The 24,450-nt window shown below is 71.0% G+C and carries 25 protein-coding genes and 1 pseudogene; 14 read left to right on the top strand and 12 right to left on the bottom strand.

What is annotated here, in order from left to right:
- Positions 1-12: 12 nt before the first annotated feature.
- Positions 13-1,131: an NADH:flavin oxidoreductase gene (locus AB0J78_RS22275; RefSeq protein WP_363791958.1), complete on the bottom strand. Its 1,119-nt coding sequence runs from the start codon at positions 1,129-1,131 to the stop codon at positions 13-15.
- 159 nt (positions 1,132-1,290) lie between these two features.
- Here AB0J78_RS22275 and AB0J78_RS22270 point away from each other — a divergent pair, with 159 nt between their 5' ends.
- Together AB0J78_RS22270 and AB0J78_RS22265 are read left to right on the top strand one after the other, a co-directional pair.
- On the top strand, positions 1,291-1,731 hold the full coding sequence (locus tag AB0J78_RS22270) for an Rrf2 family transcriptional regulator (RefSeq protein WP_363791955.1): 441 nt from the start codon (positions 1,291-1,293) through the stop codon (positions 1,729-1,731).
- Between the two features lie 26 nt (positions 1,732-1,757).
- Positions 1,758-2,069, top strand: a complete 312-nt coding sequence (locus tag AB0J78_RS22265) for a hypothetical protein (protein ID WP_363791953.1) — start codon at positions 1,758-1,760, stop codon at positions 2,067-2,069.
- Here the strand turns inward: AB0J78_RS22265 and AB0J78_RS22260 are convergent.
- The 4 genes from AB0J78_RS22260 to AB0J78_RS22245 form a co-directional block, all read right to left on the bottom strand.
- The gene (locus AB0J78_RS22260) at positions 2,051-2,473 is read right to left on the bottom strand and encodes a thioesterase family protein (RefSeq protein WP_363791951.1); all 423 of its coding nucleotides are present in this window, start codon (positions 2,471-2,473) and stop codon (positions 2,051-2,053) included. The genes AB0J78_RS22265 and AB0J78_RS22260 overlap by 19 nt on opposite strands.
- Complete coding sequence (locus tag AB0J78_RS22255; protein ID WP_363791948.1) at positions 2,470-3,423, bottom strand: 3-hydroxyacyl-CoA dehydrogenase NAD-binding domain-containing protein; 954 nt, start codon at positions 3,421-3,423, stop codon at positions 2,470-2,472. Before AB0J78_RS22255 ends, AB0J78_RS22260 begins: the two co-directional genes overlap by 4 nt.
- Positions 3,424-3,441: 18 nt before the next feature.
- Positions 3,442-4,329: a 3-keto-5-aminohexanoate cleavage protein gene (locus AB0J78_RS22250; protein WP_363791945.1), complete on the bottom strand. Its 888-nt coding sequence runs from the start codon at positions 4,327-4,329 to the stop codon at positions 3,442-3,444.
- A gap of 375 nt (positions 4,330-4,704) precedes the next feature.
- Positions 4,705-5,298, bottom strand: a complete 594-nt coding sequence (locus AB0J78_RS22245; RefSeq protein ID WP_363791943.1) for a TetR/AcrR family transcriptional regulator — start codon at positions 5,296-5,298, stop codon at positions 4,705-4,707.
- 108 nt (positions 5,299-5,406) lie between these two features.
- On the opposite strand from AB0J78_RS22245, the gene AB0J78_RS22240 reads away from it, so the two are divergent.
- Positions 5,407-6,456 carry an NAD(P)-dependent alcohol dehydrogenase gene (locus tag AB0J78_RS22240; protein WP_363791941.1) on the top strand — a complete coding sequence of 350 codons (1,050 nt, stop codon included), beginning with the start codon at positions 5,407-5,409 and terminating at the stop codon, positions 6,454-6,456.
- Between the two features lie 64 nt (positions 6,457-6,520).
- Here the strand turns inward: AB0J78_RS22240 and AB0J78_RS22235 are convergent, their stop codons facing one another.
- Together AB0J78_RS22235 and AB0J78_RS22230 are read right to left on the bottom strand one after the other, a co-directional pair.
- Positions 6,521-7,993, bottom strand: coding sequence for a phosphatase PAP2 family protein (locus AB0J78_RS22235; RefSeq protein WP_363791939.1), 1,473 nt, complete (start codon positions 7,991-7,993; stop codon positions 6,521-6,523).
- 29 nt (positions 7,994-8,022) lie between these two features.
- Positions 8,023-8,451 (bottom strand): GtrA family protein, encoded by a 429-nt coding sequence (locus tag AB0J78_RS22230; protein ID WP_363792284.1) that lies wholly within the window; start codon positions 8,449-8,451, stop codon positions 8,023-8,025.
- A gap of 352 nt (positions 8,452-8,803) precedes the next feature.
- Between AB0J78_RS22230 and AB0J78_RS22225 the strand changes: the two genes are divergently transcribed.
- Both AB0J78_RS22225 and AB0J78_RS22220 read left to right on the top strand, forming a co-directional pair.
- Entirely contained in the window at positions 8,804-8,992 is a 189-nt protein-coding gene (locus tag AB0J78_RS22225; protein ID WP_132627042.1) for a hypothetical protein, read from the top strand.
- Positions 8,993-9,185: 193 nt separating this feature from the next.
- The gene (locus tag AB0J78_RS22220) at positions 9,186-10,076 is read left to right on the top strand and encodes a YegS/Rv2252/BmrU family lipid kinase (RefSeq protein ID WP_363791936.1); all 891 of its coding nucleotides are present in this window, start codon (positions 9,186-9,188) and stop codon (positions 10,074-10,076) included.
- A gap of 1 nt (position 10,077) precedes the next feature.
- On the opposite strand, the gene AB0J78_RS22215 is transcribed toward AB0J78_RS22220, so the two are convergent.
- Positions 10,078-11,310 carry an acyl-CoA dehydrogenase family protein gene (locus AB0J78_RS22215; RefSeq protein WP_363791933.1) on the bottom strand — a complete coding sequence of 411 codons (1,233 nt, stop codon included), beginning with the start codon at positions 11,308-11,310 and terminating at the stop codon, positions 10,078-10,080.
- 90 nt (positions 11,311-11,400) lie between these two features.
- The gene (locus tag AB0J78_RS22210; protein ID WP_363791931.1) at positions 11,401-12,384 is read right to left on the bottom strand and encodes an aldo/keto reductase; all 984 of its coding nucleotides are present in this window, start codon (positions 12,382-12,384) and stop codon (positions 11,401-11,403) included.
- Positions 12,385-12,604: 220 nt separating this feature from the next.
- Between AB0J78_RS22210 and AB0J78_RS22205 the strand changes: the two genes are divergently transcribed.
- Positions 12,605-14,110 carry a serine/threonine-protein kinase gene (locus AB0J78_RS22205; RefSeq protein WP_363791929.1) on the top strand — a complete coding sequence of 502 codons (1,506 nt, stop codon included), beginning with the start codon at positions 12,605-12,607 and terminating at the stop codon, positions 14,108-14,110.
- A 32-nt stretch (positions 14,111-14,142) separates the two neighbouring features.
- A complete protein-coding gene (gene pabB, locus AB0J78_RS22200) occupies positions 14,143-16,179 on the top strand; it encodes an aminodeoxychorismate synthase component I (protein ID WP_363791927.1) in 2,037 nt (678 codons plus the stop codon).
- Here pabB and AB0J78_RS22195 read toward each other — a convergent pair.
- Positions 16,114-17,013 (bottom strand): LysR family transcriptional regulator, encoded by a 900-nt coding sequence (locus AB0J78_RS22195; protein ID WP_363791925.1) that lies wholly within the window; start codon positions 17,011-17,013, stop codon positions 16,114-16,116. The two genes, pabB and AB0J78_RS22195, sit on opposite strands and share 66 nt — an antisense overlap.
- Before the next feature lie 55 nt (positions 17,014-17,068).
- Here AB0J78_RS22195 and AB0J78_RS22190 point away from each other — a divergent pair, with 55 nt between their 5' ends.
- Positions 17,069-18,115 (top strand): putative sulfate exporter family transporter, encoded by a 1,047-nt coding sequence (locus tag AB0J78_RS22190; protein WP_363791923.1) that lies wholly within the window; start codon positions 17,069-17,071, stop codon positions 18,113-18,115.
- Here the strand turns inward: AB0J78_RS22190 and AB0J78_RS22185 are convergent.
- On the bottom strand, positions 18,105-18,692 hold the full coding sequence (locus AB0J78_RS22185) for a helix-turn-helix domain-containing protein (protein WP_363792282.1): 588 nt from the start codon (positions 18,690-18,692) through the stop codon (positions 18,105-18,107). The two genes, AB0J78_RS22190 and AB0J78_RS22185, sit on opposite strands and share 11 nt — an antisense overlap.
- A gap of 87 nt (positions 18,693-18,779) precedes the next feature.
- Here AB0J78_RS22185 and AB0J78_RS22180 point away from each other — a divergent pair, with 87 nt between their 5' ends.
- Complete coding sequence (locus tag AB0J78_RS22180; protein ID WP_363791921.1) at positions 18,780-19,514, top strand: glucose 1-dehydrogenase; 735 nt, start codon at positions 18,780-18,782, stop codon at positions 19,512-19,514.
- Between the two features lie 141 nt (positions 19,515-19,655).
- Here AB0J78_RS22180 and AB0J78_RS22175 read toward each other — a convergent pair.
- Positions 19,656-19,850, bottom strand: a pseudogene (locus AB0J78_RS22175) (isochorismatase family protein); the annotation flags it as partial.
- Between AB0J78_RS22175 and AB0J78_RS22170 the strand changes: the two are divergent.
- The 5 genes from AB0J78_RS22170 to AB0J78_RS22150 all read left to right on the top strand — a co-directional run bounded on the left by AB0J78_RS22170 (position 19,788) and on the right by AB0J78_RS22150 (position 24,362).
- Positions 19,788-19,937, top strand: coding sequence for a putative leader peptide (locus AB0J78_RS22170; protein ID WP_363792280.1), 150 nt, complete (start codon positions 19,788-19,790; stop codon positions 19,935-19,937). The pseudogene AB0J78_RS22175 and the gene AB0J78_RS22170 overlap by 63 nt on opposite strands.
- 94 nt (positions 19,938-20,031) lie before the next feature.
- Complete coding sequence (locus AB0J78_RS22165) at positions 20,032-21,243, top strand: SfnB family sulfur acquisition oxidoreductase (RefSeq protein ID WP_363791919.1); 1,212 nt, start codon at positions 20,032-20,034, stop codon at positions 21,241-21,243.
- A gap of 13 nt (positions 21,244-21,256) precedes the next feature.
- Positions 21,257-21,877 carry a 3,4-dihydroxy-2-butanone-4-phosphate synthase gene (locus AB0J78_RS22160; RefSeq protein ID WP_363791917.1) on the top strand — a complete coding sequence of 207 codons (621 nt, stop codon included), beginning with the start codon at positions 21,257-21,259 and terminating at the stop codon, positions 21,875-21,877.
- A gap of 109 nt (positions 21,878-21,986) precedes the next feature.
- On the top strand, positions 21,987-23,111 hold the full coding sequence (sfnG, locus tag AB0J78_RS22155; RefSeq protein WP_363791915.1) for a dimethylsulfone monooxygenase SfnG: 1,125 nt from the start codon (positions 21,987-21,989) through the stop codon (positions 23,109-23,111).
- Between the two features lie 30 nt (positions 23,112-23,141).
- Complete coding sequence (locus AB0J78_RS22150) at positions 23,142-24,362, top strand: acyl-CoA dehydrogenase family protein (protein WP_363791913.1); 1,221 nt, start codon at positions 23,142-23,144, stop codon at positions 24,360-24,362.
- The last annotated feature ends 88 nt before the right edge of the window (positions 24,363-24,450 follow it).

The following is a 24,450-nucleotide window of genomic DNA, read 5'->3' as shown; positions in this document are numbered from 1 at the left end:
GTCTCGCTGAGATCAGTACAGGTTCACCAGGGCGTCCTTGGAGAACGGGACGAGTTCGTGCTGGCGGTCATCCAGGACCTTCTGGCTCCACAGCGGGTCGGCCAGCAGCGCGCGGCCGATCGCGACCATGTCGAACTCGTCGCGCTCGAAGCGCTCCAGCAGCCGCTCGATGCTCTCCACGCCGGCGCCCTTGCCCGCCAGCGAAGCGGCGTCGAAGATCGCGTCCAGGCCGACCGAACCGACGGTGATGACGGGCTTGCCGGTGACCTTCTTCGCCCAGCCCGCGACGTTGAGCTCCGAACCCGATTCCGGGAACTCCGGCTCCCAGTAGCGGCGGCCGGAGGCGTGGAAGGCGTCGACACCGGCGTCGGCCAGCGGCGCGAGGATCGCCGAGAGCTCGTCGGGGTTCTCGGCGAGCTTGGCGTCGTAGTTGTCGGCCTTCCACTGCGAGAAGCGCAGCACGACGGGGAAGTCGGGGGCGACGCGCTCGCGGATCGCCTTGACGATGTCGACCGCGAACCTGGTGCGCTCGACCGGGTCGCCGCCGAAGGCGTCGGTGCGCCGGTTGGTGCGCTCCCACAGGAACTGGTCGATGAGGTAGCCGTGCGCGCCGTGCAGCTCGACGCCGTCGAAGCCGATGCGCTCGGCGGCCCACGCGGCCTCCGCGAAGGCGTTGATCAGGTCGTCGATGTCCGACAGGGTCAGCGGGGAACCGGCGCCCGGCTCACCGTTCAGGCCGACGCCCGACGGGCCGACGACCGGGGCTTCGGGGAACGGGCCCGCGCCCGCCGGGCGCTGGATGCCCACGTGCCACAGCTGCGGCATGATCTTGCCGCCCTCGGCGTGCACGGCCTTGACCACGCGCGACCAGCCCGCGAGCTGCTCCTCGCCGTGGAAGCGGGGGATGTCACCGCTGAAGCCCGCCGAGGCGTGGTCGACGTAGGTGCCCTCGGTGATGATCAGGCCGGTGCCCGCGGCGGCGCGGCGCGCGTAGTAGGCGGCGACGTCTTCGCCGGGGATGCCGCCCGGGGACTTCTGCCGCGTCATCGGCGCCATCACGATGCGGTTGGGCAGCTCGGCCGAACCGAGGGTGAACGGGCGGGCCAATGCCTGCGAAGCGCGACTGCTCACAGCGATGCTCTCCTGTCGGTGCGTTCCAGGAGTGAAGTCCCGGAGCTGAAGTGTGCAAGACAAACTTACATATTCGATTCAGGAAACTGCAACTGTGACAGTCGCTATTATGGGGGCGTTGTTAGACTTCGGTGCGACTCGCGGACGGAGGTGGAGGAGATGCTCGACATCCGGTTCTGCCGTGCGCTTCAGGTGATGATGCGGCTGGCCATCGCGGCCGAAGAGGGCGCCGAGGTGCGCAGCTCCACGCAGTTCGCCGAGGAGCTGAGCACCAACCCCAGCCTCGTGCGCAAGCTGCTCGTCCCGCTGCACGCCGAAGGTCTCGTGATCTGCACCAAAGGCCGCGGCGGCGGTGCCAGGCTGGGCAGGCCTGCCGAGGAGATCACGCTCGCGGACATCTACCGCTGCGCCGTCGGCGACAAGCCGCTGTGGGCGCGCTCACCCGACGGCGAGCACGTGTGCATGGTCGCCGCGCGCACCGGGGAGTTCTTCGCCAACCTCACCGCCGAGGCCGAACGTGCCGTGCTGGCCTCCCTCGGCGACCGCACCCTCGCCGACAGCGTTCGCGAGATCCGCGCGCTCGAACCGGCGCATCGATGACTTGCGGTTGACGCAGCGTCAACTGGTTGGCTGATCGCCATGAACCCGCTGGAGCACGATCGGCCAGGTCGCTGAGCTCGCCTACGACTCAACCCCGCACTGTTCGGCACCACCAGCTCGAACTGGCCGATGCCGTCCGCGAAGCCGAACTCGCGACGGGCATCGACGGCGACGCCCTCTGGCGGGACCTCGCCGCAGAGGAGGAGCAGGACCCCGAGATCAAAGCCCTCGCCATCCAGGCGATGAGCTCGGAGGTCCCGCAACTCTCACCGGCGCAGCACCAGGCGCTCCGCCGCTTCCTACAGAAGGCCGTGGCGGCTCAGACGCGACCCGCGTAGTCCGGGGCCGCTTCGAGGCGGCTGTTGAGGGCCTCGGTGATGTCCTCCGGGAACGGGGAAGTGCGCCCCTGCTCGGAATCCACGTGCAGGGCGACGAGTTCGGTCGTGGCCCGCAGGACGTCGTCCACCACCATCTCGTGGCAGAGGCGCACCTTCTTGGCGCCCACCTCGACGACCCTGGTGGTGATGAGCATCTCCGAGTCCGGAGGCACCTCGCGGAGGTAGCGGACGTGGGCCTCGACCGTGTAGAGCGAACAGCCGGTCCGCTTCAGGTGCTCGGAGTCCATGCCGATCCGCTCCATCAGGGCGTCGGTGGCGAAACCGAAGACCAGCACGTAGTAGGCCTCGCTGAGGTGACCGTTGTAGTCGATCCACTCCCGGCGGACCTGCTGCCGCATCATCATCGCGCCTCCCGGACCTCGTTGACCGCGCGCATCACCGCGATGACGGCCTTGTCCCGGTCGGCGACGAGCTCCGGGATGCTGCGGCCGTCGGCCGCTTCCTCGCACCCGTCGACCATGCGGTCGCGCAGCTCGGCGGTGAGCTCCGGCGCCTCCAGCCGGGTCCACGGCGACTTCAGCGACGGCCCGAAGTGGTCGAGCATGTGCGCCATGCCGCCCTCGCCTCCGGCGAGGTGGAAGGTCAGGCACGGCCCCAGCAGCGGCCAGCGCAACCCGGGCCCCTCGGTGATGGAGGCGTCGATCTGCTCCACGGTCGCCTCGCCGCTGTCGACCATGTGCAGCGCCTCGCGCCAGATCGCCTCCTGCAGGCGGTTGGCGATGAAACCGGGCACCTCGCGGTCCATCTTGATCACGTGCTTGCCCGCGACCTCGAAGAACTCCGCCGCGAAGTCCACGGCCCACTGCTCGGAGGACTCACCGCCGACGACCTCCACCAGCGGGATCAGGTAGGGCGGGTTGAACGGGTGCCCGACCACCAGGCGGCCCGGGTTCGCGCACGCGGTCTGCATGTCGGTCATCGGGTAGCCCGAGGTCGACGAGGAGATCACCACGCCCGCCGGCGTCGCGGCGTCGATCTTGGCGAGCAGGTCCTGCTTGAGCGCGAGGTCCTCCGGCGCGCTCTCCTGCACGAACTCCGCTTCGGCGACGGCTCCTTCGAGGGTGTCGGCGACGGTGAGGTTGTCGCGGGAGGCGCCGTCGGCCAACCCGAGCTCCGTCAGCGCGGGCCAGGCGGCGTCGACGAGTCGGCGGAGCTTCTCCGCCGCATCCGGCGCCGGGTCCCACGCGGTGACCCGGTAGCCGCGGGCGAGGAAGTGCGCTGCCCAGCCGCCGCCGATCACGCCCGCGCCGATGCAGGCGACGTGGCGGACCCGCGATGCGCTCTCGTTGTCCACAGTGGATTCCCTTTCGGTTCAGGAGCGGGGCTTGAGGCCGAGCTTGGCGCGGGCCTGGTCCGGAGTGGCGATCTTGGCGCCCATGCCCTCGACGATGGTCACGGCGCGCTCGACCAGCTGCGCGTTGGTGGCCTTCACGCCGCGGCTCAGGTAGAGGTTGTCCTCCAGGCCGACGCGGACCTGCCCGCCGAGCAGCGCCGACTGCGCGACCCACGGGAGCTGGTTGCGGCCGATGGCGAAGCTCGCCCAGTTCGCGCCCTCCGGCAGCATGTTCACCATCGCCTGCAGCACACCGGGGTCGACCGGAGCGCCGTAGGGGATCCCCATGCACAGCTGGAACAGCGGCGGGGCGTCGATGAGGCCCTCTTCGATCATCTTCTTGGCGAACCACAGCTGGCCGGTGTCGAAGATCTCCAGCTCCGGCTTCACGCCCAGCTCCTGGATGCGCTTGGCGCCCGCGCGCAGCATGTCCGGGGTGGAGATGTAGAGCTGGCTGCCGTCGCCGAAGTTCAGCGAACCGCAGTCCAGCGTGCAGATGTCCGGCAGCAGCTCCTCGACGTGCGGCAGCCGTTCCAAGCCGTTGACCAGGTCGGTTCCGTCGACCGGCTTGAGCGGGTCGTCCTGGTCGATGAACAGGTCACCGCCCATGCCCGCGGTCAGGTTCAGCACCACGTCCACACCGGACTCGCGGATCCGCCGCACCGTCTCCCGGTAGACCGACACGTCGCGCGTGCCCTGGCCGGTCTCGATGTCGCGCACGTGCACGTGGACCACGGCCGCGCCCGCGTTCGCCGCCTCCACGGCCGACTGCGCGATCTGCTCCGGGCTGACCGGCACGTGCGGGCTCTTGCCGACGGTGTCGCCGGCGCCGGTGAGCGCCGCGGTGATGATGACCTCTTCGTTCATCGGTCTTCCTTCAAGTTCGTTGCGGTGCGGACCATCTCGCGTCGGATGGACTCGTGGGGCGCCCGGCGCATCGGCTCCGCGGAGCGGCCGGGGGAGTGGCGGTGGATCGTGGCGGCTGACGTGGCGCGCGTGCGCGACGCGCCGGCGATCGCGTGCCGGGCCGCTTCCTGGAGCCGGGGCCGAACCCGCGCGACCCACCCGCCATCCGACACGCATCGGACCGTACCGACCCCATGCGCAAATCGCAACATTCAACTGAGGAATCAGTCAGTCGCAATACCCTGGTCGGGTGCCCGGCCCGCGCTGGTGGACCGATTGCCGCAGTTCGCCGATGTCCGAACGCGGCGGTCGGGGTTGTGGAGGTGATCGAAGGCGTCAGGGGGAGGTGTGGCGGTAGCCCTCGACGGCGACCCGGGCGGCCTGGGCGGATTTCCGGACGACGAGGTCCGGGGTGTAGCCGTGCTTGGTGAAGACGCCGTTGAGCCAGAAGGTGCCGTAGCCGTGGGCCTGGGTGAACAGCTGCTCCATCAGCTCCAGGGCATCGGCCGGGGTGGCCACCGCCATGGTGCGCAGGAGGAACTGGTCGGTGAGGCGACGGGTCTGGTCGTGCAGCTCGGCGTAGCGGGCGCCCTGCAGGACCTCGGCGTTGATCAGGTCCATCCCGACCCGCTGCCGGATCAGGTACCCGGTGTAGGTGCCCGCGGCGGCGGCGAGCCCCTCCACGGGGTCGGTGTGCTCGCCCGCCGCCTGCTCGACCTCGTCGGCCAGCTGGCGGGCGACCTCGGTGGCCACGGCGGCGACGAGGCTCTCCCGCTCGGGGAAGTGCCGGTAGGGAGCGCCGGGGCTGACCTTGGCGCGGCGGGCGGCCTCGGCGACGGAGAAGCTCTCGACGCCGCGTTCGGCGATGATCTCCAGCGAGACTCGCACGAGCTCGGCGCGGAGGTCGCCGTGGTGGTACTTGCCGCCCATGTCCTGGATCACATCTCTCGCTCGGAATATGTAAGAGCCCTCTCACGTCTCGATGTAAGAAGGCTCTTACATCGAGAGCTCGTGCACAAGCTGTTCCATGGAGGGTTCATGAGCACGATCACGAACGCTATCGCCGTTCCGTCCCCGGGGGCACCCCTGGAGCAGACGACGATCACGCGACGTGACCTGCGGCCGGACGACGTGCTGATCGACATCGCCTACGCCGGCATCTGCCACAGCGACATCCACCAGGCCCGCGAGGACTGGGGCACCGCGATCTTCCCGATGGTCCCGGGCCACGAGATCGCGGGCACCGTCGCCGCCGTCGGATCGGCGGTGACCGAGTACCAGGTCGGCGACCGCGTCGGCGTCGGCTGCATGGTCGACTCCTGCGGTGAGTGCGAGTACTGCCAGGCCGGGACCGAGCAGTTCTGCGTCAAGGGCAACGTCCAGACCTACAACGGCGTCGGCTTCGACGGCGAGAACACCTACGGCGGCTACAGCCAGCAGGTCGTGGTCAAGGACGCGTTCGTCTGCGGGATCCCGGAGGGCATCGGCCTCGACGTCGCCGCCCCGCTGCTGTGCGCGGGCATCACCACCTACTCGCCGCTGCGCCAGTGGGGTGCCGGCCCCGGCAAGAAGGTAGCCGTCGTCGGCCTGGGCGGTCTCGGCCACATGGCCGTCAAGCTGGCCGCCGCGATGGGCGCCGAGGTGACGGTGCTCAGCCAGAGCCTGAAGAAGCAGGAGGACGGCCTCAGGCTCGGCGCGAAGGACTACTACGCCACCAGCGACGAGTCGACCTTCGAGACCCTGGCGGGCCGCTTCGACCTGATCCTCAACACGGTCTCGGCCGAGCTGCCCGTCGACTCCTACCTGGGTCTGCTGCGCGTCGGCGGAGCCATGGTCAACGTCGGTGCCCCGGGCACGCCGCTGTCCTACAGCGCGTTCTCGCTGATCGGCGGCAACAAGTCGCTGGCCGGCTCGATGATCGGCGGCATCGCCGAGACCCAGGAGATGCTGGACTTCTGCGCCGAGCACGGCATCGGCGCGGAGATCGAGACCATCTCGGCGGACCAGGTCAACGCCGCCTACGAGCGCGTCACCGGCAGTGACGTGCGCTACCGCTTCGTCATCGACACCGCCACCATCGGCGCCTGACGAACGATCGAGGAGAACCCCGGGGGCGCCGAACGCGGGACGCGGCGCCCCCGGGCTCTCCCGCTCAATCCGGCCGGTAGACGTGCAGCGCGCCGTCGCGGGCGGCGAACTCGAAAACGGTTCCCTTGAGCGAGACCTCGCCGTCGCGGGCCAGCGCCACGGGCGCGCCCAGCACCTCGACCCGAACCCGGTCGCGCTCCTCCTGCACGTAGGCGCGGTTGTGGAACAGCGCCCCGGTCAGGGCTCCCGCGACGAACCGGGTCCGGGAGAACGGCAGGTCCGCGCGGATGTAGCGGACGTCCAGCACGCCGGTGTCCAGCCTCGGCCGCCAGGTCGGAGCCAGACCCTTCGGCTGGTACCCGTTGCCACCGGCGAAGAACAGCCAGATCTTGCGGTCGATCCCGTTGATCCGCACCGGGATCGGCTCGGCGCTGGCCAGCACCCGCACCAGCGCCGCCGCTCCGGCGGGCCACTTCCCCCAGCGGTGCTCCCACTTCTCGCGCAGCCGCACCATGTCCGGGTAGCCGCCGAGGCTCGCGGTGTTGACGAACCACTGCTGCGGCAGGTCGTCGACCTTGACCGTGCCCAGGTCCACGTTCACCGCCGAACCGGCGCGCAGCGCACGCACGGAGTCGTCGGTGCTGTTCACGCCGAGATCGCGCGCGAAGTGGTTGAGCGTCCCGCTCGGCACCACCAGCAGCGGCAGCCCGCGCACCGCGGCGACCGCGGCCGCCGCCGCGACGCTGCCGTCCCCACCGGCGACGCCGAGCGCCTTCGCGTCGCCGGTGGCGTCGAGGTGCTCGTGCAGCTGATCGGCCAGATCGGTGCCGGGCAGCGGGCGGACGAAGTCGGCGCGCGGCAGCAGTCCGGTGAGCTCGGCGGTGGGGTCCCGGGCGGGATCGCCGGAGGAGGGGTTGACCAGCAGCACCAGACCCTCGCCCTCGTCCATCGCGACGGTGCGCGCGCTGGGCCTGGCGATGCTCGGCGTGGACGGGCGCACCGGCCACCAGCGGCTGGTGGCGGCGGCGACGCCGGTGCCGATCGCGGCGCCGAAGAGCACGTCGGTCGGCCAGTGGACCCCGGTGTGCACCCGCGAGTACGCCACGGCCCCGGCCAGCGGGAGCAGCGCCAGGCCCAGCTCCGGGGACTCCATCCACACCGCGGTGGTGAACGCGGCCGCCGAGGCCGCGTGACCGGACGGGAACGAGGACGACGACGGCGGCGTGCTCAGCCTGCGGCGCACGGGCAGGAGGTTGGCGGCCGGACGACGGCGGGGGAGCAGGGGCTTGCCGAGGCCGTTGGTCACGGCGCTGGTGAACGCGATGGCGCTGGCTCCGCGCAACGCCGCCCGCCGCAGCCGTCCGCGCCTGGTCGCCAGCACGGCGGCGACGCCGAGCCACAGCTTGCTGTGGTCGGCGAGGTGGGTGAGCCGGCGCAACGCCGGGTCGGCGGTGCTGCGCGGCCACGACGCCGAGCGCAGCACGAAGTCGTGGTCCGCGGATTTCAGTCGCCGGATCACGCGAACGCTGTTGAGCACGTCGCGACCCTAGCCCGTGCGGCTGGAGCTCAGCGACCGTCGGTGTCGCGGAAGATGACCCAGCGCATGACGCTGTACATGTACACCGCTTCGCACAGGCCGGCGACGAGCCGCGACACGTGGTACTGCGTGCCCAGTGCCGCCAGGCCGCTGCCGAGGCCGAGGATGAACGCCAGGTAGTTGATCAAGATCGCCAGCGCGTAGAGCGCGGCCTGCGGTCCGACGGGCGCGTGCGAGCGGAAGTTCAGCGCCCGGTTGAGCACGAAGCTCAGCGCGAAGGCGATCAGGTACGCGACCGTGAAGGCCACCGGGACCGGCCAGTGCAGCACGCTGCGGAACAGCGTGAGCAGCAGCAGGTCGAAGGCGAAGGTGGATCCGTTGATCAGCGCGAAGCCGAGGAGGCTGGGCGCGACGACGCGGGAGAGCCCGAAGGGGAGTCTTCGCGTCACGGCTTCCATCGCGGTGTGGAACCGCTGCCCTCGGTCGGGCTGGGACTGCTGTGCGATCGGCTCGGCCTGCTGCCCGGCGCTCATGGCCCCACGATGGCATGCCCGCATGAACGCGACCCGCCGAGGGGTCGTGCACGTGGCGATGACACCTATCACTTCAGTGCAAAGTGAAATTGAGCCTAAAACCCGGTGAAATCGCGGGAATTGCAATTCGATCCACAATGGAATGCGAATGGAATTCGACGCATTCGGGCGCAGATGTCGACCCCGCCGTGAAGATCGACATCGGATGGCGCATAATTGGTTCTCGGCAGCGCGTGCTCTCCTGCCCCCAATTTTGCTCTTTACCTACTTTTCGCTGGTGAGAACTGTGTCCAAGCACGCTCAGCCCCGCCCGGAGGCCGGTATTTCCCGGATCGCCGAAGGTGGGCGCACCTGTCCGCTCCCGTCCGACATGATCGCCCTGCACGGTCCGTGGGGCACCCGCCGAGCCAAGCGCCGATTGGTCTCGACCGGCGTCGTCACCGCAGACGTCGGCGCCCGCGCCTGACCGTCCGTTCCTGCGGCGAGGGGAAGGCCGCGAGGCCCGGTTCCACGTCTCGCGGCGGTGCCGCTCGGTCCCGGACACCCCTGTGGGGTGTGGCCCGCGACCTGGCGGCGGTAGAAAGGACGCCATCGGTGTCCCCGAACTTCGCAGGAGGCGGACCATTCGCATCGAGCGGCCTGTCACCAAAGCCGCCCTGGTGGTCAACGTGCACTCGCGCACCGGAGGCAAGGCCTACGCCTACGCCCTCGACCGGTTGCGCGAGCTCGGCGTACCCCTGGGCGCCACCTACCCGCTGCACGACCCGTCACGACTGGTCGAAACCGTCGACTCGGCGGCCAAGAGCGGCCACGACCTGATCATCGTCGGCGGCGGAGACGGCAGCGTCAGCTCGGTGGTCGACTGCCTGGCGCACCGCGACGTCCCGCTCGCGCTGCTGCCGTTGGGCACGGCCAACGACTTCGCCCGCACCATGCACATCCCCGACGACCTCGACGGGGCCTGCCGGACCATCCTGGGCAGCCACATCGTCGACGTCGACCTCGGTCTCTGCGGGGACAACTACTACGTCAACCGCGCCTCGGTCGGCATCGGCGCCGAGGTCGCGCAGGCCATGTCGCCCCGGCTCAAGCGCTACGTCGGCCCGCTGGCCTACCCGGTGGCCACCGCCAAGGCGTTCCTCAAGCACCGGCCCTTCGGCGCCAAGCTGACCTTCCCGGACGGAGACCACGAGGACCGCGAGCACGACAAGCTGCTCCAGGTCTCGGTCGCCAACGGTCGCTACTTCGGCGGCGGGCAGCTGGCCGCCAGCGACTCCGGCATCGACGACGACGCGCTGGACGTCACGGTCATCAAGCAGGGCAACCTCCGCCAGCTCGCCGACGTCGTGCGCGGGCTCAAGACCGGCAAGTCCAGCGATCAGGTCGAGCACATCCGGACCCGCGCGGTGCGGATCGACACCGAGGAGCCGCTGCCGATCAACATCGACGGCGAGGTCGTCTCCAGCACTCCGCAGACCTTCGAGGTCGCGCGCAACGCGCTGCACGTGGTCGTGCCGCGCACCTGGACCGACGGCGAAGCGCCGGAGTAGATCAGCTGTAGGGGGACGGGGTCGGCAGGTCACCGCGCAGGGTGTACCGGCCGACCTCGACCCGCTTGTAGGCCACCGGGTCGTGCAGGCTGTGGGTGCGCAGGTTGCGCCAGTAGAGGTCCATGCCCACCGAGTTGGCCGTGGCGCGGGCGCCGGTGAGCTCGAAGACCCGGTTGGCGATCTCCAGGCCCACGTCGATCGCGCGCTGCTTGGCGGCTGAGACGAGAACCGCTGCGCGGCCCCGCTGTTCGCGCGTCACCGAATCGCGGTCGGCGTGCAGCAGCTGCGCGAGGTTCGCTCCCGCCGCGTCGGTGAGCGTCTCGGCCGCCCACAGCTTGGACTGCAGGTCGCCGTACCCCTCCAGCACGTAGAACTCCTCGGTGCCGGAGTTCTTGCCCTCGCCGCCGTAGGGCCAGGCGCGCGTGTGACCGCGGGTGTAGGTGACGCCGGCGCGCAGCGCCGCCTGGGCGATGCCGAGGTAGAGGTTGGCGAACACCAGGTGCAGCGCGGGCACGTGCAGGGTGCTGAAGGCCGACGGGCGGAACTGCTTGTCGACGTACCCGGCGGCGCCTGACCACGGCACCCGGACGTCGGTGATCTCCACGCTGCCGGAGACGGTGAGCCGCTGGCCGAGGTTGTTCCAGTCGTCGCCGAAGGTGATCCCGTCCTGCTGGGCGGGCACGACCGCGAACACGCTGCTCCCGCTGGTTTCCAGCGTTCCCTCCATCACCAGCAGGTCGGCGACCTTGCTCCCGGTGGAGAAGAACTTCTTGCCGCGGTAGAGCAGGGTTTCGCCCTCATCGGTGACGACGAGGTCGTGGTCGCGCGGGTTGACCACGCCGCCGAAGAAGTGGCCGCGGGTGGTGTAGAGCTCGTCGACCTCGGCGATCTGCGCGGGAGTGCCGACCAGGCGCATCGCCCACGCCCACACGTAGTGGTGGCCGAGCAGCTGTCCGATCGAGCCGTCCCCGGCGGAGACCTCGCGCACCACGCGGCAGGCGGTGGTCCAGTGCTGCTCCGCGCCACCGTGCTCCGCGGGGCCCAGCAGGGTGACCAGCCCGGAGTCCTTGAGCAGCTGGACTTCTCGCGTCGGCACCGCACCGGCCCAGTCGCGCTCGACGGCGTCGGCGGCGAGGACTCCCGCGACTTCGCGCGCTCGCGCGATCCACCCTTCGGCGGACGATGGCTTGGACTGATCGGACCAACGTGAAATCTCGTTGCTGCTCAAGGCCATCCCCTCCGAGCGAAGCGAAAACGCCACGACGAGAGGCACAATAGCGCCCGCGTCGTCGCGGTCTCCCCGCGCCCGGCGAACTTCCCGGCCTCAGGTGAGAGCGACGTCGCGGGTTTCGGTGCGGTCCGTCGCCGGCGGCGGGGGAGGGGAGAGCTGGGAGATCTCCTCGCGGAGGTCGGGGGTCATGTCGATGTCGAGCGCCGCCAGCGAGTCGGCGAGCTGGTCGAGATCGCGGCCGCCGATGATGGGGGCGGTGACCGCCGGGGCCGACATCGCCCAGGCGACGGCGAGCGTGGCCGGTTCGACGCCCTGCTGAGCGCAGAAGTCGGTGAACTTCTCGGCGGTGACGTAGTCGGACTCCTGCCCGTAGCGGCGGGCGTAGCGCTCGTTGTCGACGAGACGTCCGGTCTCGGGACGGCGGCTGGTCCCGTACTTGCCGGTGAGCAGACCGCCGCCGAGCGGGCTGTAGGTGATGACGCCGAGCTTCTCGGATTCGGCCAGCGGCATGATCTCCACTTCGGCCTGCCTGCGGACGAGGTTGTACATCGGCTGGATCAGCTCGAAGCGCGCCAGCCGGTCCTTGGCCGAGATCCCCAGCGCCTTGGCGATCTGCCAGGCCGCCCAGTTGCTCACCGCGGGGTAGCGGATCTTGCCCTGCCGTTGCAGGTCGTCGAGCGCGCGCAGGGTTTCCTCGATCGGGGTGTGCGCGTCGAAGGCGTGCACGAAGTAGAAGTCGATCCACTCGGTGCCCAGGCGCCGCAGGCTGGCCTCCACGGCGCGCACGAGGTAGCGGCGGGAGGAACCCTGGGCGTTGATGTCGGGTCCGGTGGGGAAGAACGCCTTCGAGGTGAGCACGACCTCGTCGCGGCAGTCGGCGATGAGCCTGCCGAGGATCTCCTCGGAGCGCCCGCCCGCGTAGACGTCGGCGGTGTCGAAGAAGTTGAGGCCAAGCTCGCGCGCCTGCTGGAACATCTCTGCCGAGGTCTGCTCGTCGGCTTCGGCGCCGAACGACATCGTTCCCAGGCACAGCGGCGACACGCGAACGCCGGTCGCCCCGACGGTCCGGTACTCCATCACGTTCCTCCCGTGGTCGGTCGGATCACAGTGTCACCCATCGGTCACGCGCCGTCAGGATTTTCGCGCTGCGTGGTCGCGGTGCCCGTGAACCGGAGGGATGCGCTCCGGAAGAAGGCGTTTTCCCAGTTCGGAGGCTGAGAAGGTGCCCGGGGGTCCAGGGCGGATCACACGTCCGGGTTAGCCTGGTCGGGGTTTTTCCCGAGCAGAAGGGCTACGCGTGGCAGAGGTGGGCGCGCTGCTCGCCGATCGGTACCGGCTGGAGCGGCGACTGGGCAGCGGCGGCATGGGCGTGGTGTGGCTGGCCGCCGACGAGCTGCTGGGACGCCCCGTCGCGGTCAAGCAGCTCAACCCCAGCGCGGCGTCGACCCCCGAGCTCGTCGAAGTGGCCCGGCAGCGGGCGATGCGCGAGGGCCGCATCGCCGCGCGCCTGCACCACCCGAACGCGGTGGCGGTGCACGACGTGATCGAGCAGGACGGCTTCCCCGTGCTGATCATGGAGTTCCTGCCCTCGCGCAGCCTCGCCGAGGTCCTGGCGGAGAAGGGGCGCATGACGCCCGGTGCGGTGGCGAGCATCGGCGCGCAGACGGCCGCCGCCCTCGACGCGGCCCACGCCGCCGGGATCACCCACCGCGACGTGAAGCCGGGCAACATCCTGCTCAGCGACGACGGCACCGCCAAGATCACCGATTTCGGCATCGCGCACGCCGTCGACGACGTCGCTGTCACGCAGACCGGCGTCATCGCGGGCACGCCCGCCTACCTGTCTCCCGAGGTCGCTCGCGGGCGGGCGCCCACGCCCGCCTCCGACGTCTACGCGCTGGGCGCGACGCTCTACGCCGCGGTCGAGGGCGTGCCCCCGTTCGGCGAGGGCGCGGAGAACTCGATCGCCCTGCTGCACGAGGTCGCGGCGGGGCAGATCCGCCCGCCGCAGCTGGCCGGCGTGCTGGCCCCGGTGCTGACCAGGATGCTGCACGTCGACCCCGCTCAGCGGCCCTCGCCCGCGCAGGCGAGCGAGGCGATGCAGGCCGTGCTCTCCGGAGCCCCGTCGCCGCTCCCGCCGATCACCGACCCGGACCTCACGCAGCCGGTGGCCCGGGTGCAGGCCGCTTCGCCGAGCCAGGACACCCGCCTCGACAACGTTCCGGTCTCCGCGCCGCAGCCCGCTCGCTCGCGGCGCTGGATCTACGCGGCCGCCGGTGCCGCCGCGGTGGTGCTGGTCCTGCTGGCCTTCCTGCTGCCCTCGGCCGAGAAGGAGCAGCCGGTGGAGCGGTCCGCCACGGCCGCCGAGCTCGAACGCGTCGTCTCGGACTACTACGCGCTGCTGCCCGAGCACCCCGCCAACGCGTGGACGCGGTTGGGCACCGGCTTGCAGGCGCAGGGCCGCGCGGGCTACGAGGGCTTCTGGTCGAGCGTGGCCGACGTGCGCGTCGTCGAGCCGCCGAAGACCAGCGCGCCCAACACCGTCCTGGTCGGAGTCGAACTCCACATGACCGACGGGTCCCGCATCACCGAGCGCCACCAGCTCGGACTGCGCGGCTCCCAGCAGCCGCTGATCGTGTCCGACGCGGTCCTGAACTCCACGACCAGCACGCCACCGCCTCCTCCGCCTCCGCCGCCCGCGCGGACCGAGCGTCCCCAGCCGCCCGACGGGGACAAGCAGGAGGAGCGCAGGGGGCGCGAGGACCGCAAGGGCGAAGAGGACAAGAGGGGCGAGGACAGCTGACCCTCGCAACCCCCGGACGGGAGGGCGGAGTCGTGCGCACGCTGCTGGTCGACAACCACGACTCCTACACCTACAACCTGTTCCACCTGCTGGCCCGGGTCAACGGCTGCGAGCCGCACGTGGTCACCAACGACGCGTCCGTCGACCTCGACGACTACGACAACGTCGTCCTCTCACCCGGACCTGGAACGCCGGAACGTCCGCGCGACTTCGGCATCTGCGCCGACGTCCTGGACAGGGCCACCGTTCCGGTGCTGGGGGTGTGCCTCGGGCACCAGGGCCTGGCGGTGAGCGAGGGCGCGCGCGTCGTGCAGGCCCCGGTCGCGCGGCACGGTCACATCACCCGCGTCGCGCACGACGGCGACCTGATGTTCGCCGGGATTCCCACCGGGTTCGGGGCCGTGCGCTACCACTCGCTGTGCGTGGCCGAGCCGGTGCCCGAGGAGCTGCTGGTCACCGCGCGCGCCGAGGACGGGGTGGTGATGGCGTTGCGGCACAGGCGTTTGCCGCGCTGGGGCGTGCAGTTCCACCCGGAGTCCGTCGAGTCCGAGCACGGCGAGCGGCTGCTCGCGAACTTCCGCGATCTCGCCACCCGCAGCACGCCTCGGGCCGCGCGACGAGCGCCGCGAAGGGTCCTGCCGCAGAGGAGGTTCCGCGCCAACGTCGTGGAGCTCGACGGGGCGGTCGACACCGAATCGGCGTTCACGCGGCTGTTCTCCGAGTCGGAGAACGCGTTCTGGCTGGACAGCTCCCGGGTCGAGGAGGGGCTGTCGCGGTTCTCCTTCCTCGGCGACGATTCCGGTCCGCTCAGCGAAACCCTCGTCTACCGCGTCGGTTCCGGCGACGAGCCGGTCCTCGACCGGTTGCAGCGGGAGCTGGCGCGCCGCGAGGTCGAAGCGCCGCCGCTGCCGTTCGACTTCACCGGTGGTTACGTCGGCTACTTCGGGTACGAGCTCAAGGCCGACTGCGGCTCGCCCAACCGGCACCGCTCGCCGACGCCGGACGCGGTGTGGATCTTCGCCGACCGCTTCGTCGCCGTCGACCACCAGCAGCAGCGCACCTACCTGGTGGCGCTGAGCGAGGGAGAGGACCGGTCCGGTGCGGTCGACTGGCTCGCCGACACCGCCGCGCGGCTGGCGGACCCGGTCCGGCTCGACGAACCCGGCGGCGGTGAGGCCGACGGCGTCGAGTCCGCGTTGGCCCGCGACCGCGCCGAGTACGTGAGCGACGTGCTCCGGTGCAAGCAGCACCTGCTGGCCGGTGAGAGCTACGAGATCTGCCTGACCAACTCGGCGGACCTGCCCGCCGCGGAACCGGCGTTGCGGACCTACCGGCGCCTGCGCCGCCGGAATCCCGCGCCGTACTCCGCTTTCCTGCGCGCGGGCGGTGTCGAGGTGGCGTGCTCCTCGCCGGAGAGGTTCCTCAAGATCACCTCGGACCGGGTGGTGGAGGCCAAGCCGATCAAGGGCACCGCACCGCGCGGCGAGAACCCCGAGGAGGACGCGCGCATCCGGCGTGAGCTGGCGGCCGATCCGAAGACGCGGGCCGAGAACCTGATGATCGTCGACCTGATGCGCAACGACCTCGGCCGGGTGTGCGCGGTGGACACGGTGCACGTGCCCGAGCTGATGGCGGTGGAGACCTACGAGACCGTGCACCAGCTGGTCTCGACGATCCGCGGTGCGCTGCGCCCCGAGCGCGACGCGATCGACTGCGTGCGCGCCTGCTTCCCGGGCGGATCGATGACCGGAGCGCCCAAACCGCGCACGCTGGAGATCATCGGAGAGGTCGAGGACCGGGCGCGCGGCGTGTACTCCGGCACCATCGGCTACCTGGGCTGTTCGGGCGTGGCCGACCTCAACATCGTCATCCGCACGATGGTGCTCGTCGACGGCCGCTGGCAGGTCGGCGCCGGTGGTGCGATCGTGCTGGCGTCGGATCCGGAGGACGAGTTCGACGAGATGCTGCTCAAGGCCGCCGCACCGACGCGCGCGCTGCCGTCGTCAGTCGGGAGCGCGCATGGCGGTGGCCAGCAGCGCCGCGGCCGGGCCGGTGAGCTGAAGTCCTGAGCGCCAGACCGCGTGCAGCGGTCGTCGCAGGTCCAGGTCGGCGACCGGGACCTCCACGAGCCGCTTCTCGGCGAGGTCGGTGGCCACCGCGAGCGTGCTGAGCACCGCCGGGCCGGCGCCTGCGACCACCGCGTTGCGCACGGCGGTGGTCGAGCGCAGCTCCAGCAGCGGAGCCACCGGGGTGGCGCCGACGTCGGCCAGCGCCCGGTGCAGCGTTTCCCGGGTTCCCGAGCCGTGTTCGCGCACGATCACCGGCGTGGCGGCCAGTTCGCTGGGGGTCAGCGGTCGCCGCAGTTTCGCCCAGGGGTGTCCGGGCGGGGCGATGACGACCATGCGGTCGCGGGCGACGTAGCGAACCGAGACGCCCTCGGGCGGGTCGGGGGTTTCGATGAAGCCCAGATCGGCCTGGCCGTGCCGGACCGCTTCGGCCACCGCCGCGGAGTTGGTGACGTCGAGCTCCAGGTGGACCTCGGGCAGGGCTTCTCGAAGCCGGCTGATCCAGCGCGGCACGAGGTACTCGGCGACGGTCATGCTCGCCGCCACCCGCAGCTTGGACTCCTGCTGGGCGCGCAGCGCCCGGACGCCGTTCATCAGTCCGTCGACGTGCGCGAGGACCTCGCGCGCCCAGCCGCACACCATCTCCCCGGCGGGGGTGGGCGTGCAGCCCTGACGGGTGCGCTCCAGCAGCGCCAGGCCGAGCTGCCGTTCCAGCCGGTTGAGGCGCTTGCTCGCCGAGGGCTGGCTGATGCGCAGCTCGGCGGCGGCGGCCCCGATGCTGCCCAGCTCGCCCACCAGCACCAGCAGGCGCAGGGATTCCGAATCGGGCGCGGTCATGCCCGAAGGGTAGGTCCTGGGCAGGCCCACTGGGGAGCGGGCATTCCGCTGGGCTATGACGACCTGCGCCGACGACGGCTACAAGGTGGCCGCCCGGTCGGCGAACCTGACCGATGTGAAGATCCTGACCAGCGCCGATACCCACCTCGTTCCGGGACTCGTGCTGACCGGCGCGGCCGTGGCCGCGGCGATGCTGGTGTCCTCGCAGGTTCCGGTGCTCAGCGCGCTGACCGTCGCGGTCGCGCTGGGCGTGGTGGTCGGGAACCTCCCGCGCCTGCCCGAGCGGGTTCGGCCGGGACTCGCGTGGGCGGCGCGCACCCCGCTGCGCGCGGGCGTGGTGCTGCTCGGGTTGCAGCTGAGCATCGGGCAGATCCTCGGGCTGGGCGCGGGCACGGTGCTGGCGGTGCTGATCACCGTGGTGGCGACCTTCGCCGGGACGCTGTGGCTCGGCCGGGTGCTGGGAGTCTCGCGAGGCCTGTCGCTGCTGGTGGCGACCGGGTTCTCGATCTGCGGGGCCTCCGCCGTGGCCGCGGTCGAGGGAGTGGTGGACCGCGAGGACGAGGACGTGGCGACCAGCGTGGCGATGGTGACGGTCTTCGGGACCGTCGCGATGATCGCGCTGCCGGTGACCTTCGCGGGCACCGGTGTCGGCGCCGACCTCGGCGGGCGGATCGCCGGGGCGGGCGTGCAGGAGGTCGCTCAGGTCGTGGCCGCCGCCTCGCCGCTGGGTGCCTCGGCGGTGACGCTGGCGGTGGTGGTCAAGCTCAGCCGCGTGGTGTTGCTGGCCCCCCTGGTGGCCGGCGTGAGCCTGCTCGGCCGGCGGCGCGCGACGGCGACGCGACCGCCGATCATGCCGTTGTTCGTGGCCGGATTCCTGGTGACCGTGGTGCTGCGCAGCAGCGGGGTTCTGCCGGAGTTCGTCGTCGACGTGTCCCGGCCGGTTACCACGCTGCTGCTCACCGCCGCGCTGTTCGCGCTGGGCACGGCGGTCCGCGTCGGGGCGCTGCTGCGCACGGGACCGCGCGCGTTCGCGCTGGGCACCTGCTCGACGATCCTCGTCGTCGCACTGGCCACCACGACGATGGGCCTGCTCAGCCAGTAGCGGGCAGCAGCCTGCGCAGGGCGCAGTCGGCGGCCGTGGCGAGCTCGTCGAGGCTCATGCCGGTGCGCCCGAGTGCGACGATGCCGAGCTGGGCGGCCAGGACGGCCCGGGCGAGTTCCTCGGCGTCCGCGTCCGCCTCGACGTCGCCCTCGCGCTGGGCGCGGTCGAGCGCCTCGGTCAGCACCCGCGTGGTCGCCTCGTAGCTGCGGCGGGCCTCGGCGGCGACGTCGGGCATGCTCATGGCCAGTTCGGCGGTGGTGTTGGCCAGCAGGCAGCCGCGCCGGGCGCCCGTCACGTCGCTCCCCGGACCGCGCACGAAGTCGCGGACGAAGTCCACGCCCCGCTTCGCCGCGGCCAGGCGCTCGCGGAGCATGCGGTCGTTGGCCTCGTCGTAGTCGCGCAGCACGCGCAGGAACAGGCTCCGCTTGTCGCCGAACGCGCCGTAGAGGCTGCCCTTGCCGAGTCCGCTGGCGCGCATGAGGTCGTCCAGCGACGTCGCCGCGTAGCCCTTGTCCCAGAACTCCTGGCGGACCGCCGCGACGACACCGGCTTCGTCGAACTCCCGGGGTCGTGGCACGGCACGAGAATACGACTTCTTGACCGTTCGGTCCAGAACGGGCAGAGTTGTGGACGGAATGGTCCATAATTCAGGGAGGTGGGCGGCATGGCCGTCCTGCAGGACAAGGTCGCCGTGGTCACCGGTGGTAGCAGCGGAATCGGGCTCGCGATCGCGCGAGCGTTCCGCGACGAAGGCGCGACGGTGTTCATCACCGGCCGCCGGAAGGAGGCGCTCGACGAGGCGATCGCCGAGCTCGGCGAGGACGTCACCGCCGTGGTCTGCGACTCCTCGAAGCTCGCCGATCTCGACGCCCTCTACGAGACGGTCCGAGAGCGGGCGGGGCACGTCGACGTGGTGGTCGCCAACGCCGGCATCGGCATCGACGCGCCGTTCGGCGAGGTCGCCGAGGAGCAGTTCGACGCCCAGTTCGGCGTGAACGTCAAGGGAACGGTCTTCACCGTCCAGAAGGCGCTGCCGCTGCTGCGGTCGGGCGCCTCGATCATCCTCACCGGATCGACCGCCGCGACGCACCCGCAGCCCGGCCTGGAGATCTACGCGGCGACCAAGGCCGCGGTGCACCACCTGGCGCGCGGCTGGGCGCACAGCTCCGGTGCGCGCGAGTTCCGGGTCAACGTGGTCTCGCCCGGCATGGTCCCCACACCGGGCCTGCTCGACCTCGTCGACGCCGAAACCCGGGAGCGGGCCCAGCGAACGATCCCGTTGGGTCGCCACGGCAAGCCCGAGGAGATCGCGGCGGCCGCGGTCTTCCTGGCCACGGACGCCGCCGGCTACGTCAACGGCTCGGTGCTCGCCGCCGATGGGGGAGTCGGGCAGGTCTGACTCGCCGGTCGAAGTCCCCCCGGTCGTGATCGTCTGGCCGTGCGCGGCGCAGATCTGGCCGGCCAAGAAGTCGGGGACCACCGGGTCCGGGTCGGCGCACAGGTCCGCCGGCACCCGGACCCGGTGGTCCCGGCCGGCGGCGTCGCGGACGGTCGACAGCACCACGCCGCTGGTCGAGATCCCCGCCGACAGCAGGGTGTTCACCCCGCGCTCGCGCGGCCGCGCGTCGAGGTCGGTGCTGGAGCACGCGCCCGCGCGGGTCTTGCGGACCTCGTGCGTCCGCAGGATGGGATCGTCGATCCGGCTGTTGACACCTGTGGTGGGCACTGGTGGCATGAGTGCGTGCTCCCCGCGGATCTGCTGACCAAGCGCCGCCACGTCGACCTCGTTCGCGTGGCCGCGCAGGCGTGTCGCATCCGCTGATCCGCAGCGCTCTTCTCCCTCTTCTCATTCGGCGCAGCCGCGTCTGGTTCAGGCTGCCGCGCGCCGTTTTCCGCTGCCTCCGAGGAGCCCTCCCATGGCAACCACGTCCACCGTTCCCACCCCGGTGGCCGCCGTGCTGCGCGACGACGCCGACGCGCTCGTGCAGGCACGCCGGCAGGCCGACTCGTTCGCGGTCGAGGCCGCTGACCGGGATCGGGAGCGCCGCATCCCGCGCGCCGAGCTCGGCGAGCTGTCGGCCAGCGGCCTGCTCGCCGCCACCGTCCCCGCCGACCACGGCGGCGCCGACGTCGGAACCCGCACGCTGCTGGAGGTGTTCCGGCTGCTCGCCGCCGCCGACCCCAGCATCGCGCAGATCCCGCAGAGCCACTTCGCCTACGTCAACGTGCTGCGCGAGAGCGCGACACCCGAGCAGCAGGAGTTCTTCTTCGCAGAAGTGCTGGCGGGCAAGCGCTTCGGCAACGCGCAGTCCGAGAACGGCAGCCGCACCGCGCAGGACATCCAGACCCGGCTGAGGCCCACCGGGGACGGCGGTTTCGCGCTCAACGGCACGAAGGGCTACTCCACCGGGGCGCTGCTGGCGCACTGGATCCCGGTGCTGGCCAAGGACGACAGCGACCGCCTCCAGGTCGCCTACGTGCCGCGCGACGCCGACGGCGTCACCGTGATCGACGACTGGGCCGGGATGGGTCAGCGCACCACCGCCAGCGGCACCGTCGAGCTCGACGACGTCCGGGTGCCCGCCGAGCGGATCGTGCCGCACCACTTGACCTTCCAGCGCCCGCAGCTGCACGGCGCGCTCGCCCAGGCGCTGCACGCGGCGATCGACGTCGGCATCGCCGGGGGAGCCCTGGCCGACGCCGCGGAGTTCGTGCGCACCCGCAGCCGCCCGTGGGGTGAAGCGGGAGTGGACACCGCCGCCGAGGACCCGCTGACCATCCAGCGCTTCGGCGAACTGGGCATCCGGCTGCGCGCCGCCGAAGCGCTGCTGGACTCCGCCGGTGCGGCCATCGACGACGCCCGAGCGGACCTGACCGAGGACTCCGCCGGAGCCGCCTCCATCGCCGTGGCCGCCGCCAAGGCGTTCGCCGACACCACCGCGATCGAGCTGACCAACGCCCTGTTCGAGGTCTCCGGGGCGCGGTCCAGCCTCGATTCCGCGAACCTGCACCGGCATTGGCGCAACGCGCGCACCCACACCCTGCACGACCCGGTCCGCTGGAAGATCCAGCACATCGGTCGCCACACCCTCAACGGCACCCTCCCGCCGCGCCACGGCCAGATCTGAAACGAGGACGCTCATGCTGATCGAAGAACAGGACGTGGCCCTGGCGGCGGTCGCCGCAGGAGAAGCCGTCGTCGTGCACGACGCGGGTGACGAAGGCGGAGTCGTCTTCGCCGCCGGACGCGCCGACGTGGGAAGCACCGCGTTCGCCGTCCGGCACTCGTCGGGCTTCCTGTGCGTCGCGCTCCCCGAGAACCGTTGCGATGAACTGGCTCTGCCTCCCATGTCGCCGCGGGCACGACGCGATACCGGCGGCACGGTGTGCGTGACGGTGGACGCCGCCGTCGGGGTGAGCACCGGAATCTCCGCCGCCGACCGCGCCCGCGCCGCGCGGGTGCTCGCCGACCCGGCGGCGGTGGCCGCCGACCTCACCCGGCCCGGACACCTGGTCCCCGTCGCGGTCGACCCCGACTTCCCGAAGCCCGGCCTCGCGCACGCCGCGCTGCGCCTGGTCACCCTGGCCGGGCACGCCCCGGCCGCGGTGTTCGCCCACCTGGTCAGCCCCGCCGATGAGACCCGCATGGCCACGGGCGACGAGCTGCGCACCTTCGCCGCCGACCACGGGCTCACCGCGTTCGACGCGCGGAACCTGACCGAAGGGGACCTCGCCCGCGTCGGCGCGCCGTCGCCCAGCTGACCGACCCTTCCTGAAAACCCGCTGCAGAGCGGGACTTCCCACCGCACGCGCGTGATCCACGCGCGTCGATCCCGCACGCCCGATTCACGTTCGCATTGGAGTTCTTCGCATGTCCGAGAACACACCGCTGAAGTTCGCCTATTGGGTGCCCAACGTCAGCGGCGGCCTGGTCACCAGCACCATCGAGCAGCGCACCGAGTTCACCTACGACTACAACAAGAAGCTCGCCGTGCTCGCCGAGAACAGCGGGTTCGAGTACGCCCTGAGCCAGGTGCGCTACGCATCGAGCTACGGAGCCGCGCAGCAGCACGACCCGGCCGCGTTCAGCCTCGGCCTGCTCACCGCCACCGAACGGCTCAAGCTCATCGTCGCCGCCCACCCCGGCCTGTGGCATCCGGCGATCCTCGCGAAGTTCGGCATCACCGCCGACATCATCTCCGAGGGCCGGTTCGCGGTGAACATCGTCAGCGGCTGGTTCAAGGACGAGTTCACCGGCCTCGGCGAACCCTGGCTCGAACACGACGAGCGCTACCGCCGGACCGAGGAGTTCATCCGCGTGCTGCGCGGGCTGTGGACGCAGCCGAACTTCGAGTTCTCCGGCGACTTCTACCGCATCCACGACTTCAGCCTCCGCCCGCAGCCCGTCGACGTTCCCGGCCGAGCGCATCCGGAGATCTTCCAGGGCGGCAACTCCACCGCCGCGCGCAAGCTCGCCGGACGCGTGTCGGACTGGTACTTCAGCAACGGCAAGGACTTCGACGGCTTTTCCGAGCAGGTCGCCGACGTCCGGGGTTTCGCGGCCGAGAACGACCACGCCGTGCGCTTCGGGCTCAACGGCTTCGTCATCGCCCGCGACAGCGAAGCCGAGGCCCGCGAGGTGCTGCGCGAGATCGTCGACAAGGCCGACGCCGGTGCCGTCGAGGGGTTCCGCAAGTCCGTGCAGCAGGCCGGGAACTCCACATCGGACGGCAAGGGCATGTGGGCCGACTCCGAGTTCGCCGATCTCGTGCAGTACAACGACGGGTTCCGCACCGGGCTGATCGGGACTCCCGAGCAGATCGCGCGCCGCATCATCGAGTACAAGAAGCGCGGCGCGAACCTCCTGCTGCTCGGATTCCTGCACTACCTCGAAGACGTCGAGCACTTCGGCGAGAACATCTTGCCGATCGTCCGCGAACTCGAAGCGGACCTGGACCGCACCGGCGACCCGATCGGTGTGGGGAACGCTCGCTGAAATCCCGGAAACACCGAGAGAAGGAGAGTCATGACCACCACCGAACAACGCCGCTTCACCACCCGGCCCGACACCACGCAGGGCTGGCTGGACCGAGCCCGCGAGGTCGCCGGCGTGCTCGCCGAGACCGCGCTGAGCCGCGACCGGGCCAACGAGACACCGCACGAGGAGGTGCGGCTGCTCAAGGAATCCGGGCTGGTCACGCTGCTCGGGCCGCGCGAGCACGGCGGCGCCGGCGAGACCTGGCAGACCGCCTACCGCGTGATCCGCGAGGTCGCCAAGGGAGACGGCTCCATTGGCCAGCTGCTCGGCTACCACTACCTGTGGGCCTGGGCCGCGCGGCTGGTGGCCACCCCCGAGCAGATCGCCGAGGTCGAGCAGCTCTACACCAGCAACGAGTTCTTCTTCGGCGGCGCGGTCAACCCGCGCGACGACGACCTGGTCATCACCGACGAGGGCGACACCCTGGTGTACCGGGGGCGCAAGTCGTTCTCCACCGGCAGCAAGGTCTCCGACCTGACCGTGCTGGAAGGCGTGCTGGAGGGAACCGACACGCACGTCTTCGCGATCGTGCCCTCCCAGCAGGACGCCATCGTCTACGGCGACGACTGGGACAACCTCGGTCAGCGGCTCACCGAGTCCGGCAGCGTGCGGATCGACGGGGTCCGCGTGCCGTGGGCGTCGGCGGCCGGGTTCGTGGACAAGCAGTTCCAGGCGCTGACCTACAACACCCTCAACGTGCCCACCATCCAGCTGGTGTTCGCGAACTTCTACCTCGGCATCGCCCAAGGCGCGCTGGAGGCGGGGCTGTCCTACACGGCGGGCAACACCCGCGCCTGGCCCTACGGCGGTGACAACAAGGAGTCCGCGGGCGAGGAGTTCTACGTCCTGGACGGCTACGGCGACCTGCAGGCCAAGCTGTGGGCGGCCGAGGCGCTGGTGGACAAGGCGGGCGAGGAGATCTCGGCCGTGCTGCACGCCGAGCGGGAGGCGCTCACCGAGCAGCAGCGCGGCGACGTCGCGGTGCGCATCGCCGCGGCCAAGCAGCGGGTCATCGACGTGGGGCTGGAGATCGCCACCCGCGTGTTCGAGCTGACCGGTGCTCGCGCGTCGTCGAACTCGGTGGGCCTGGACATCTACTGGCGCAACCTGCGCACCCACAGCCTGCACGACCCGGTGGCCTACAAGCGGGTCGAGGTCGGCCGGTACGCGTTGCTGGGGGAGGTGCCCGAACCCACCTGGTACACATGACCGGACCGCGAAGAGGGGGTGCGGCCACCGCACCCCCTCTTGACCGACCGTCACCCCCGGGCCTCCGGGCGTCAGTTCTGGTCCGAAC

Source organism: Saccharopolyspora sp. NPDC049426, from assembly GCF_040676935.1.
In the GTDB taxonomy this organism is placed as follows: domain Bacteria; phylum Actinomycetota; class Actinomycetes; order Mycobacteriales; family Pseudonocardiaceae; genus Saccharopolyspora.
Note: the sequence above shows the minus strand (reverse complement) of the source record. Positions and strands in the feature narration are given on the sequence as shown.